This is a genomic window from Sediminibacterium sp. TEGAF015, assembly GCF_025997995.1.
Classification (GTDB): Bacteria; Bacteroidota; Bacteroidia; order Chitinophagales; family Chitinophagaceae; genus Sediminibacterium.
Map to the genome: position 1 here is coordinate 320,041 of NZ_AP026683.1, position 12,602 is coordinate 332,642.

9 protein-coding genes are annotated in these 12,602 nt (G+C 38.4%); 4 read left to right on the top strand and 5 right to left on the bottom strand.

Translation table 11 applies throughout. From position 1 onward, the window contains the following. Positions 1-5 precede the first annotated feature (5 nt). Positions 6-2,156, bottom strand: a complete 2,151-nt coding sequence (locus TEGAF0_RS01435; protein ID WP_264899458.1) for a S9 family peptidase — start codon at positions 2,154-2,156, stop codon at positions 6-8. Positions 2,157-2,239: 83 nt separating this feature from the next. Between TEGAF0_RS01435 and TEGAF0_RS01440 the strand changes: the two genes are divergently transcribed. Continuing rightward, entirely contained in the window at positions 2,240-3,049 is an 810-nt protein-coding gene (locus TEGAF0_RS01440) for a hypothetical protein (protein WP_264899460.1), read from the top strand. 66 nt (positions 3,050-3,115) lie between these two features. On the opposite strand, the gene TEGAF0_RS01445 is transcribed toward TEGAF0_RS01440, so the two are convergent. From TEGAF0_RS01445 to TEGAF0_RS01455, 3 genes are read right to left on the bottom strand one after another with little or no spacing between them, the layout of a single operon-like run. Further along, the gene (locus tag TEGAF0_RS01445; RefSeq protein WP_264899462.1) at positions 3,116-3,880 is read right to left on the bottom strand and encodes a succinate dehydrogenase/fumarate reductase iron-sulfur subunit; all 765 of its coding nucleotides are present in this window, start codon (positions 3,878-3,880) and stop codon (positions 3,116-3,118) included. A 45-nt stretch (positions 3,881-3,925) separates the two neighbouring features. Next, complete coding sequence (locus tag TEGAF0_RS01450; RefSeq protein WP_264899464.1) at positions 3,926-5,899, bottom strand: fumarate reductase/succinate dehydrogenase flavoprotein subunit; 1,974 nt, start codon at positions 5,897-5,899, stop codon at positions 3,926-3,928. Between the two features lie 50 nt (positions 5,900-5,949). Beyond that, entirely contained in the window at positions 5,950-6,651 is a 702-nt protein-coding gene (locus TEGAF0_RS01455) for a succinate dehydrogenase cytochrome b subunit (RefSeq protein ID WP_264899465.1), read from the bottom strand. 200 nt (positions 6,652-6,851) lie between these two features. Here TEGAF0_RS01455 and TEGAF0_RS01460 point away from each other — a divergent pair, with 200 nt between their 5' ends. Then, positions 6,852-8,099: an ABC transporter permease gene (locus TEGAF0_RS01460; RefSeq protein ID WP_264899467.1), complete on the top strand. Its 1,248-nt coding sequence runs from the start codon at positions 6,852-6,854 to the stop codon at positions 8,097-8,099. Positions 8,100-8,111: 12 nt separating this feature from the next. Next, the gene (tsaD, locus tag TEGAF0_RS01465) at positions 8,112-9,107 is read left to right on the top strand and encodes a tRNA (adenosine(37)-N6)-threonylcarbamoyltransferase complex transferase subunit TsaD (RefSeq protein WP_264899469.1); all 996 of its coding nucleotides are present in this window, start codon (positions 8,112-8,114) and stop codon (positions 9,105-9,107) included. Positions 9,108-9,110: 3 nt separating this feature from the next. Here the strand turns inward: tsaD and TEGAF0_RS01470 are convergent, their stop codons facing one another. Further along, the gene (locus TEGAF0_RS01470; protein WP_264899470.1) at positions 9,111-10,751 is read right to left on the bottom strand and encodes a phosphoethanolamine transferase; all 1,641 of its coding nucleotides are present in this window, start codon (positions 10,749-10,751) and stop codon (positions 9,111-9,113) included. A 213-nt stretch (positions 10,752-10,964) separates the two neighbouring features. Between TEGAF0_RS01470 and TEGAF0_RS01475 the strand changes: the two genes are divergently transcribed. Then, positions 10,965-12,590: an ABC-F family ATP-binding cassette domain-containing protein gene (locus TEGAF0_RS01475; RefSeq protein WP_264899472.1), complete on the top strand. Its 1,626-nt coding sequence runs from the start codon at positions 10,965-10,967 to the stop codon at positions 12,588-12,590. Positions 12,591-12,602 lie beyond the last annotated feature (12 nt).

The window sequence follows — 12,602 nt, forward strand, 5'->3', positions numbered from 1 at the left end:
TGTTGTTATTCCATAATGCCTTCCAGGGCAAGCAGAAACGCAAAGTTAAATGCCGTTTCTTTTAAGTAGTCAAATCTTCCGGAAGCACCGCCATGTCCGTATGCCATATTTGTTTTCAATAGCAATACATTGTTGTCTGTTTTCAAACTTCTCAATTTTGCTACCCATTTGGCAGGTTCAAAATACTGTACTTGACTATCGTGTAATCCGGTAGTCACAAGTAAATTAGGATATTTTTTGGCTGTTACATTTTCGTATGGGGAATAACTCTTCTGATAATCGTAATATTTTTTTTCCTTAGGATTACCCCATTCGTCAAATTCATTGGTTGTTAATGGGATGCTTTCGTCTAACATCGTATTTACAACATCAACAAATGGCACTTCTGCAATAACACCATTCCAAAGTTCTGGCGCCATGGTGCTTATTGCGCCCATCAGTAATCCTCCCGCACTGCCTCCATTTGCATACAAATGTTTGTTGCTGGTAAATTGCTGCTGAATTAGAAATTCTCCGCAACTAATGAAGTCTGTGAAAGAGTTTTTCTTTTTTAACAACTTTCCTTCTTCATACCATTGTCTGCCCAGGTCTTCGCCCCCTCTGATATGTGCCAATGCATATACAAAACCTCTATTTAATAAGCTAATAATGGTACTGTTGAATTCAGCATCCATCGAATAGCCGTAAGACCCGTATGCATATAACAATAGGGGAGCTTTGCCATCTTTTTTCAAACCCTTCTTATATACAAGGGAAATTGGAATTTTGGTGCCGTCGCTGGCTGGTGCATAAATACGTTCTGTTACATAATCGTTTACAGAATATCCACCTAACACTTCAACTTGCTTTTGTAAGGTTTTACTCTTATTCTGAACATTATAATCGTAAACCGAGTAAGGCGTTGTTAAAGAAGTATAGATAAATCTGATAGAGTCTGTAAAATAATTGGGATTCGCACCTAAACTGGCTGTATATGCCGGTTCGTCAAATGCAATATAATGCTCCCCTGAAGTGAAGCTCTGTTTGATATTTAATTGTATGAGTCCATTCTTTCGCTCTGTAATAACGGTAAATTTTTTAAATGCATCCACACTCTGAATAAGAATATCTTTTCGGTGCGGAATCACTTCTTTCCAGTTTTCTAACGTTGTCTTATTCAATGGACACTCCATTACCCTGAAATTGAGCGCATCCAAATTAGTCCTTATTAAAAAACGGTCATCCAGGGCTACAACATCATATAAAACATTTTTTATTCTTGGCTGAAATGAAATAAATGCATCGTTGGGTTGATTGGCATTAATGAATAAAACTTCAGATGAAAGGGTTGCTTGAGAATTAATCAGAATAAATTGTCCGTTCTTGGTTTTGCTCACTCCAATATAATTGCTTTTATCTTTTTCTTCATAAACAGTTATATCCTGATTGGTACTTCCCAGCTGGTGTCTCATGATTTTTTCTGATAGCAAAGTCACCGGATTATTTAAAGTATAAAAAAATGTTTTGTTGTCGTTGGCCCAAACACCTTGACCACTTGTGCCATTGACAGCTTCCGATAATATTTCACCTGTTTCCAGATTCTTTATTTTTAATGTATACTGTCTTCTGGAAACCTCATCAACACCAAAGAGAAGCAATCGATTGTCTGGACTAACAGTGATACCTGTGATATTGTAATAGGGTTTCCCTTCGGCCATTTTATCAACGTCCAATAAGATTTCTTCGTTGGCAGACAGATTCCCTTTTTTTCTACAATATTTATAGTATTGTTTTCCTTCTTCTGCACGGGTATAATAAAAATAGCCATTGTTAAATACAGGAACAGACTCGTCTTTTTCTTTTATTCTGGCTTTCATTTCATTGAAAAGCTGGTTCTGTAATTTTTTGGTACCAGTCATCATTTGCTCAGTATAATCATTCTCATCAGTCAGGTATTTTACCACTTTTGCACTATCTGGCCCTTTTTTAAAATAATCAATCATCCAGTAATAGGGGTCAGGTACTGTATCCCCGTGTATTATTCTGATATGCTCTTTTTTTGCAGCAATAGGTGCCTGTATTTTCGGCCATTGATAACTCATTTCTTTTTGGTTTTTTACGTTGGAACAGCCAGTTAGTAGCATTAAACTGGTTAAAACTGGAATTATCAGTCTCATGGAACGATTCTTTTATTGAAAATAATGAATTAAGAGAAATCCAGATGGGATTATATTTCGTAGATAAGGTACAAAATCACGCTATGGTATCTATAATCTCCAGACAAAGAGCGGCCTCACGCAGACTTATATCTTTTGGTGTGGTAGCACTCACCGTTATTTTAGGTACGGGAATTACCAACCATCTAAGAGGTCTTTGGTTATCTGCCTGGCTGTTATATGCGTTTGCCTTAGTTATTGGTATTATCATGCTATTGGATTATTGGGGTTATAGCCGATTTAAGAATACAGCAGTTGTTTTGGCGGTAAATGTATTCTTAGGAGCAATAACAACTGTAGAAGGGCTAAATGCAGGGGCTTATTTGTATATTATTCCAACCATTTTCGCTTTGGTATTCATGTTGGGAAATACCCGGGAATATAGGGCAGAGGTAATTGGATATTTTGTTGTAAGTGTACTCACTTTTGCCGCTACTATTTTGTTTGTTCCTAATGCTAGTAGCTGGCAACTAATTAGCGATGATATCTATAAAAAAATGTTTACCACAAATGCCATTGCAGTTGTAGTGCTCTGTGCAGTATTTGCTTATATCGGTATTTATTTTGAGAGAAAAGTATACGAAAGACTAATTAATGAAAGGAACAAAGCGAGACACCAGGAACAGATGATACGCGAGCAAAACGGCTATTTAAGAGAGATAGCTTTTATGAGTTCACATACCGTCCGTGCTCCTTTAAGTAATATTCTCGGACTTGCAGCACTAATGAGGGATGTTCCTAATGATCCGGATACATTTATTTTGGTGAAAGAGGGGATTGCAACTGCCGCCCAGGATTTGGATAAAGCCATACACCATATGGTTTCTAAAACAGGCAATTTAATTAAGCGATAATTGCAGGATTGTAAAAAAAGAAAAGTCCCAACATGTTGGGACTTTTCGAGTTTATGCATGTAAAAATTACTTTTCTGCACTTAAACTAGCACTTAAGTATTCTGAGTTCAGTCTAGCTATATTTGTTAGCGAAATTTCTTTTGGACATGTTGCTTCACAAGCTCCTGTATTGGTACAAGCACCAAAGCCTTCTTTATCCATTTGTGCAACCATGTTCAATACACGGGACTTGCGCTCTGGTTCACCCTGTGGCAATAAAGCAAGGTGGCTCACTTTTGCACTGAGGAACAACATGGCAGAGCTATTTTTACAAGCAGCTACACAAGCTCCACAGCCAATACACATGGCAGCGGCAAAACTATTGTCTGCATTGTCTTTGTTAATGGGTAAGGCATTACCATCAACGGCATTACCTGTATTCACACTAATATAACCACCAGCTTGGATAATTCTGTCGAATGAGGATCTGTCTACAGTCAAGTCTTTGATAACTGGGAAGGCATTGGCTCTCCATGGTTCAACTACAATTGTGTCACCGTCTTTGAATGCACGCATATGTAATTGACAGGTAGTATTTGCCTGCCATGGTCCGTGTGGTTTACCATTAATATACATTGAGCACATTCCACAAATTCCTTCTCTACAATCGTGATCAAATGCAACGGGTTCTTCTCCTTCGCTGATTAATTGCTCATTCAGCACATCAAACATTTCAAGAAAACTCATTTCTGATGAAATATTTTTTACCTGATATGTTTTAAAATCACCCTTTGTATTGCTGTTTTTTTGTCTCCAAACTTTTAAGTTCAGATTCATATGATAGTGTTCCATTGTATAAAATTATTTTCGGTTTTTAATATGCTTGAATAACAACGACTATTTGTAGTTACGCTGTGTTGGCTTAATGACATCATAATTTAAAGGCTCTTTATGAAGTTCCCATTGATGTTCACCTTTCAATTCCCAAGCAGCTACATACATATAACCTGCATCGTCTCTTAACGCCTCGCCATCTGGTGTTTGGAACTCCTCTCTGAAATGTCCGCCACAGCTTTCCTCTCTGCTAAGTGCATCCAAACACATCAATTCACCTAACTCAATGAAATCAGCAACACGGTTTGCCTTATCCAATTCAGTGTTCATTTCATTGATTTCACCCGGAATTCTAACATCACTCCAGAACTCTTTCTTCAATGCCTGAATTTCCTTAATGGCCTGCTCCAGACCTTCTTTATTTCTGGCCATACCGCACTTATCCCACATGATTTTACCCAGGCGTTTATGGAAGCTTTCAACAGATTGTTTTCCTTTAATATTCATCAACTGATGAATTCTATCGCTAACTGCTTTCTCTGCTTCCTCAAAAGCAGGGTGGGAGGTTTCAATGGATTTGTTGTAAATCTCATCCGCCAGATAGTTACCTAAAGTGTATGGAATTACAAAATATCCATCAGCCAGACCCTGCATCAATGCAGAAGCACCTAAACGGTTGGCTCCATGGTCACTAAAATTGGCTTCCCCTAATGCATATAACCCTGGAACGGTAGTCTGTAGTTCATAATCTACCCATAATCCACCCATAGTATAGTGTACCGCAGGATATATTCTCATTGGTACTTCATATGGATTTTCTCCAGTGATCTTTTCGTACATATCGAAAAGGTTGCCATATTTAGCTTTTACCACTTCTTTACCCAATGCAATAATTTCTTCCTGAGATGCATTCACTTTACCTTGCTTACCTGCTTCAATTTTACCATATCTCAAAATGGCATCTGCATAATCCAAATATACAGCCTGCTTACTGCTTCCTACACCGTAACCTGCATCACAACGCTCTTTAGCAGCTCTGGATGCAACGTCTCTAGGTACTAGGTTACCAAATGCTGGGTATCTTCTTTCTAGGTAATAATCTCTTTCTTCTTCAGGTATATCTGTTGCTTTTCTGGTATCGTTTTGTTTTTTAGGAACCCAGATTCTTCCATCGTTTCTTAATGACTCTGACATCAAAGTAAGTTTACTCTGATGGTCGCCACTTACAGGAATACAGGTAGGGTGAATTTGGGTAAAACATGGATTGGCAAAAGCCGCTCCTTTCTTGTGTGCCTTCCAAGCTGCAGTTACGTTACTACCCATAGCGTTGGTAGATAAATAGAAAACGTTACCATACCCACCGGAACACAACAATACAGCATGTCCGAAATGTCTTTCCAATTTGCCGCTTACTAAGTTACGGGCAATAATGCCTCTGGCTTTACCATCTATGGTAACAACTTCCAGCATTTCGTGTCTGCTGTACATGGTTACATTACCAAGTGCCACCTGACGCTCTAATGCCTGATATGCGCCAATCAATAACTGCTGACCAGTTTGGCCAGCGGCATAAAAGGTTCTTTGAACCTGTGTGCCACCAAATGAACGGTTACTTAGTAAACCACCATATTCTCTTGCAAAAGGTACACCTTGTGCAACACACTGATCTATGATATTGGCACTTACTTCTGCCAGTCTATGAACATTCGCTTCTCTCGCTCTGTAATCACCACCTTTAATAGTATCATAAAACAAACGGAATACACTGTCCCCGTCGTTCTGATAATTTTTTGCTGCATTAATTCCACCCTGTGCTGCAATAGAGTGCGCACGACGTGGGGAATCCTGAAAACAAAATGCTTTTACTTTATAACCTAGTTCACCCAGTGAAGCAGCTGCAGAAGCTCCCGCTAATCCAGTGCCCACAACTATCACTTCCAGTTTCCGCTTATTGGCAGGGTTAACCAGTTTGCAATGTCCCTTATACTCAGCCCATTTATTTTCTAATGGTCCGGTAGGAATTTTAGCATTTAACATAGATCCAAAGGTTTATGATGATTTGAATATACTTTTTTAATGAGGGTGGATTATCCGATCCATCCCAGTTTAAAGCTCAATGGCATTAAAATAAATGCCAGCGCTATGATGATTGAATAGGCGTAACCAATAGAAGTTAACATTGCTGTGTAACGCTTATTGTGAACTCCTAATGTTCTGAATGCACTCTGAAAACCGTGTGCCAGGTGATAAGCTAGAGAAATACAGCCTGCTGTATAAACAGCTATGATCCACCATTCTGTGAAAGTTGCTTGCATTAAGGCAAACATATTGTGCATTTCAATTCCGTTGTATGTTACAGGAGCTAATCCTTCATGTGTAAAACGAGCGGATACCCAGAAATGGTAAAGGTGTAAAACAAGGAAGATCAATATCAAAGTTCCTAATAATCCCATACTTCTGCTGTACCATTTGCTGCCATCTTTGTAAGTAACGGCGTAGCCAACTGCTCTTTTTTGCTTGTTTTCAAGGGTTAATAAATATCCTTGGAAAATGTGTAAAATGATTCCTGCAAAAAGTCCAATTTCCATGATTCTGATTAATACGGTAGAGCCCATGAAATGAGCAGCCTTATTAAACATTTCGCCATTTTCATTTGGATCTGCCAGATCTGCAAAAACGCAGGCATTGATACCAGCATGTACAATTAAAAACAAAACAAGAGAAATTCCGGTTAATCCCATAACCAGTTTTTTCCCAACTGACGATGTAAAGACTTGTTTCCAGGTCATAAAGCAAGATTATTTTGGTTAAATCTCCGCAAATTTAACTCATTTATATATACAATAAGAGAAGAGTTTGGTTGTAAAGAAATACAATAAATAGTTCCTGTTGAATTCGTTGTTGTCATTTAATAAGAGGGGTTGAACAGTACTATCAACCGTTTACATAAATCCACTCTTAAAAGTGACGATTAAACGTACATTTGACTATGGTTAAATTACTCAGTATTTTATGGAATAGTTTCCGCATGGCTTTGCAGGAGCTTAAAGTAAATAAATTACGCACATTTCTATCCTTATTCGGCATAACTATTGGAATTTTCTGCATTATAGGTGTTTTAGCTACGGTTGATAGTTTGGAGCGGAAGGTTCAGAATGATTTGAAAACATTGGGCAGTAATACCATCTACATTGACAAATGGAATTACGGAGGCGGACCAGATTACCCCTGGTGGAAATACATGAAAAGGCCCAATGTGAAAATAGAGGAGTTGGAAGCCTTAAAACAAAAAAGTGAACTGGCAGCATTTGCTGCATTCTTTGTAAGCAGAAATGTGAATTACAGTTATTTGGACAATGTGCTGAACAATACAAGTCTTTACGGAGTAACCAATGAATTCAACAGTATACAGACCATTGATATAGAAACAGGCAGGTATTTAATTGAATCTGATTTTCAGCGGGGAGCTGCTGTTGGTGTAATTGGATTTAAAGTAGCGGAAGAACTTTACGGGAAAGCAGATAAGGCGGTTGGGAAAGAAATTTCTTATGGCGGCAGAAAAGTGTACGTGGTTGGTGTTATTAAAAAACAGGGCCAAAGTTTTATAGGCGGCTTTAATTACGATGATTGTATGATTGTTCCCTACCGCTATTTTGCCAGCATTTATAGTCCGGAAACAAGCAGTCCCAATATTATTGTTCAGGGCAAACCCAAAATTGCTTCTTCCGCTTTGCAGGATGAGCTGAATGGGGTGATGCGGCAGTTACGGAAGTTAAGCCCAACGCAAGAAGACAATTTTACCTGTAACGATGTGGCTATGTTCAGTGAACAAGTAAATGGATTTTTTGGTCAGGTGACTGTAGGAGGCTGGGCTATTGCAGGACTGAGTTTGATAGTAGGAGCATTCGGTGTGGCCAATATTATGTTTGTGACAGTTAGAGAAAGAACAAGCCAGATTGGATTGAAGAAAGCAATTGGAGCCAAGCGAAGCACTATATTAACGGAGTTCCTGCTGGAAAGTGCTTTTTTATGTGTGCTAGGGGGGCTGATTGGTCTTACACTGGTCTGGATATTATCATTAGTATTAAGTTCTGTACTTCCATTCCCTATTTATATTGCACCGAATATTGTAATTCTTGGACTCAGTATTTGTATAGGATTGGGTGTATTGGCCGGTATTATTCCAGCTTCCATTGCTGCAAAATTAGATCCGGTAGTTGCCATACGAACTAAATAGTATTTTTGCCGGATGGGCATAACAATTCTTGCTATTGAATCTTCTTGTGATGAAACTGCTGCTTCGGTATGCAAAGACGGAATCATTTTAAGTAATGTAATTGCTTCTCAGTCTGTTCATGAGCAATATGGCGGTGTAGTTCCGGAATTAGCCAGCAGGGCGCATATGCAAAATATTGTGCCTGTTGTTGATCAGGCTTTATTGCAGGCGGGAGTAAAACTGACGGATCTCAGTGCCGTAGCTTTTACACAGGCCCCCGGACTAATCGGAAGTTTATTGGTAGGAACGCAATTTGCCAAATCACTTTCTCTTTCCCTGCAAATTCCCCTGATTGCTGTACACCATATGCAGGCCCACGTTCTGGCAAATTTAATACCCGAACAAAGGCCCGGGTTTCCTTTTTTGTGTTTAACTGTAAGCGGCGGCCATACACAGATTGTATTGGCAACATCTGCATATGATCTCGAGGTAATAGGAGAGACCATTGATGATGCAGCGGGAGAAGCTTTTGATAAAACTGCGAAGTTGCTTGGGTTACCTTATCCTGGCGGACCACTAATAGATAGGTATGCTCAATTAGGAGACCCTTTAAAGTTCAAGTTTGCTGAACCTCAAATTCCAGAACTAAATTTTTCTTTCAGTGGGTTAAAAACATCTGTTCTTTACTTTTTACAAAAGCAGGAGCCAGGTTTCATAGAAGCCAATCTAAACGATTTGTGTGCGTCTGTTCAACATACCATCGTTCAGATTCTGTTAAAGAAACTGTCAAAAGCCGTACAGCAAACACAGGTAAAACAGGTTTGTATCGCTGGTGGTGTCAGCGCAAATAGTGGATTGAGAAGTGGGCTTATTGAAATGGGGCAGAAGAGAGGATGGAAAACCTTTATTCCTGATTTTAGCTATTGTACTGATAACGCTGCCATGATTGCCATAACCGCCTATCATAAATATCAAAAAGGGGAATTTGCCAGTCTCTCTGTGAATCCTTCTGCAAGAGCAGAATGGTAGAAATTATTGTAGTGAATCAGAAGAAAAAATTTTGAAATCTCCGCCCAAAATGAATCTGGGCCTTTCTGTGTAACTGCTACTGGCAAAACTTTGGGAACTGTCTAATCCAGAGAAATGTATTCCACTCAGCTGATTCAATGTATAAAATACATTAGTGCTGGATCCTTTCTTCTCACGGTTTTTGATGAGCCAATCAATAGTTGTGGGAGAGTGTTTTTTAAGATGTGGAGAATACCATATAAACATGGGAACTGGAGCGATATATCGGGAAGGTATGGGAGCAGCATGTTGTGAAAGATTTCTTGCATCGTCAAACAAATCTTCACCATGATCAGAAACATATAAAAGTGCAGAAGTTTTGTTTCTGGATTGCAAAATTTGAATCATACTGTCTAACACATAATCCGTATACAAGACGGTATTATCATAGGTATTTATTATGACGTCTTTTTGGGTATAATCATTAGCAGCTGTTCTGAAAGCTTTATTGGAAGGTTTAAAAATATCATATCCTATGGGATATCTTTTTGAGTAGTCGTAATGACTTCCTTGCAATTTTACAATGATGAGTTTTTTGGAATCTTTTCTAGATAAAATTTCTTTAATGGGTTGCAATAGCTCAATGTCGTCATTAATATTTTTGATGTTTTTACCATCTGCCAAAAAATGAAATTGTTCATCTGCTTCCGCAGCATGAATAGAAATATGTCCAAAATCGGTTTGATTGCTTACCCAGTAAGTGCTAAATCCCGCTTCCTTAAATGCACTAATGATACTTTTTTGCTTTATATGGTCCATGAATTTTTCAGGGGCTACACCTGTTAAAAGGATAGGGACTGCAAATTCTGTGAGATAACCATCTGTATGAATATTATTAAACGGAATCAAATTTTCTTGCTTGTTGATTCTGGGAGTGGTATTTCTTTTGTAGCCAAATAGATTCCAATGGTCTCTTCTGTCGCTTTCTCCTATAACCAAAATGTATACTTGCTCTTCATTCGATATGCCAGTTTGTTTTGAATGGAATGTATACTTTGACCTTTCGTCAGCTGCTCCATACATAACCTGGTACTGCTTATATACAACACCCACCGAATAAAGAAAGGAAGTTGGAAAAGTGGTATACAATCGGGCTCTTAATTTTTGGAAATAGCCGTAAGCTGCATTGTCGAAAATGGGCAGAAAAAGAACAATAATTAAAGAGGTCGAACTAAGGATCGTTGCCTTTTTTGGAGCAATCTGCTTTGGAAGTCTTTGTCTACAAAAAAAATAGAGGGAAAGATAGGCTGTTGCCATAAGCAAAAAAGGCAATATAAACCCAGCAGCCAATTCCATGAATTCATCTTTGTTGGTGTTGATAGCAACGATGATGATGCCATCGTTGATAGGCATTTTATAAAAGTAAATGCAGGCAATATTAATGGTTCCTAAAAGGAAAACAGGCAACAATAACCAGGCGTATTTTTGTATATGATTTTTTAATATATAAATGGGTAGAAGAAAAAGACAGAATGTACAAAGCATATTCAAGAGCATTGTATTCCATTCTTCATTCAATATTCTGAAATAAATACCTGGGGCTGCAATGAGCAATATTAAGAGCAATAGGTATAAAAATGAATCTTTCTTTTTGCCCAATGACATACTTAATTTATTGAATTTCAATGTACAAAATAAAATGAATATAAAGTTAAATTTATATATAAAAGGATGTACCCTTACCTTGAATCGACTAAAATGATTGTAAAGAAAGTATCCTCATAGTGTTAATTGGCTAGGTTTCTTTATTGAATTCTTATTCATTTCCTAATTCCGCTGTTAAAAGCGTAATTTTGCAGCCGAAAAAGCTCAGATACAATGTTAAGTGCACGGAATATTACACTCGCTTATGGAAAGCGGGTTCTTTTTGACGAAGTAAATATCAATTTTACCAAGGGTAACTGTTATGGGGTAATTGGCGCCAATGGTGCCGGAAAATCAACATTTCTGAAGATTTTAAGTGGTGAAATTGAACCCAATAAAGGGACAGTCGAAATTACCCCTGGCGAAAGAATGGCTGTTTTAAAACAGAATCAATTTGAATTTGACAATTGTACCGTACTAAACACGGTGTTGATGGGGCATAAGCGAATGTGGGAAATTATGCATGAGAAAGATGCATTGTATGCAAAAGAGGATTTTTCTGAAGAAGATGGAATGCGTGCAGGAGAACTGGAGGCAGAATTTGGCGAAATGGGCGGATATGAAGCAGAAAGCAATGCAGCCAGTTTTTTAAATAGTTTGGGTGTACACGATGAGTTACACAATAGTCTGATGAGTGAGATCCCGAGTAATTTAAAAGTCAGGGTATTGCTTGCGCAGGCTTTGTTCGGTAATCCAGACATTCTTTTACTGGATGAGCCTACGAACGGTCTGGATATTGAGACCATTGGCTGGTTAGAGAATTTCCTAGCAGATTATGAGAATATCGTATTAGTAGTGAGTCACGATCGTCACTTCCTCGACACCGTTTGTACCCATGTTGCGGATGTGGATCGCTCAAAAATTAAGGTTTTCACGGGTAACTACACATTCTGGTACGAAAGTAGCCAATTGATGAGCCGTCAGATTAGTGATAAGAACAAGAAGAACGAAGAAAAACGTCAGGCTTTATTGGATTTCATTGCTCGTTTCTCGGCTAATGCTTCTAAAAGTAAGCAAGCTACTTCTAGAAAGAAAGCCCTTGAAAAATTAACCATTGAAGAAATTGAACCCTCTAACCGTAAATATCCGGGTATTATCTTCCAGCCACTACGTGAAGTGGGCAATCAGATATTAAATGTAGAGAACCTTAAAAAGTCAGTGGATGGCCGAATTCTTTTTGATAAGGTAACATTCAGTGTGAACAAAGGAGAGAAAATTGCATTCTTAAGCAAAGACCCATTAGCCGTTACTGCTTTCTTTGATATTATTACAGAAAATGCTGCATTAGAAGGTGGGAAGTTTGAATGGGGTACAACCATTACAAAAGCTTACCTGCCTCAAGAAAACAGTGAATTCTTTAAGGAAGGGCTTAGTCTGATGGACTGGCTCCGTCAATATGTGCCACCACATGTAACCGACGCAGATGAACCCTTTATCAGAGGTTTTCTTGGTAAAATGCTGTTTAGTGGAGATGATATTCAAAAGAAAACAAATGTACTGAGTGGGGGAGAAAAAGTGCGTTGTATGGTTAGCCGAATGATGTTGCAAAATCCGAATCTGGTTATTCTGGATCAGCCAACTAACCACCTTGATTTGGAAAGTATTCAGAGTTTCAACGAAGGCTGCCAATCCTTCCCGGGAATTGTTTTCATTACTTCTCATGATCATACCTTTATGCAAACTGTGGCAAACAGAATCATTGAATTAACGCCCAAAGGAATCATCGACCGACTGATGACTTTTGATGAGTACCTGGAAGATGCAAGGGTAAAAGAGTTACGTGCTGAAATGTATGCCTAGATAATTTTTCTT

Coding starts and splice junctions, on each gene's coding strand:
- TEGAF0_RS01460 (WP_264899467.1), top strand. CDS start 6,852: ATGGTTAAATTACTCAGTATTTTATGGAATAGTTTCCGCATGGCTTTG.
- tsaD (WP_264899469.1), top strand. CDS start 8,112: ATGGGCATAACAATTCTTGCTATTGAATCTTCTTGTGATGAAACTGCT.
- TEGAF0_RS01445 (WP_264899462.1), bottom strand. CDS start 3,880: ATGGAACACTATCATATGAATCTGAACTTAAAAGTTTGGAGACAAAAA.
- TEGAF0_RS01450 (WP_264899464.1), bottom strand. CDS start 5,899: ATGTTAAATGCTAAAATTCCTACCGGACCATTAGAAAATAAATGGGCT.
- TEGAF0_RS01440 (WP_264899460.1), top strand. CDS start 2,240: ATGGTATCTATAATCTCCAGACAAAGAGCGGCCTCACGCAGACTTATA.
- TEGAF0_RS01470 (WP_264899470.1), bottom strand. CDS start 10,751: ATGTCATTGGGCAAAAAGAAAGATTCATTTTTATACCTATTGCTCTTA.
- TEGAF0_RS01455 (WP_264899465.1), bottom strand. CDS start 6,651: ATGACCTGGAAACAAGTCTTTACATCGTCAGTTGGGAAAAAACTGGTT.
- TEGAF0_RS01475 (WP_264899472.1), top strand. CDS start 10,965: ATGTTAAGTGCACGGAATATTACACTCGCTTATGGAAAGCGGGTTCTT.
- TEGAF0_RS01435 (WP_264899458.1), bottom strand. CDS start 2,156: ATGAGACTGATAATTCCAGTTTTAACCAGTTTAATGCTACTAACTGGC.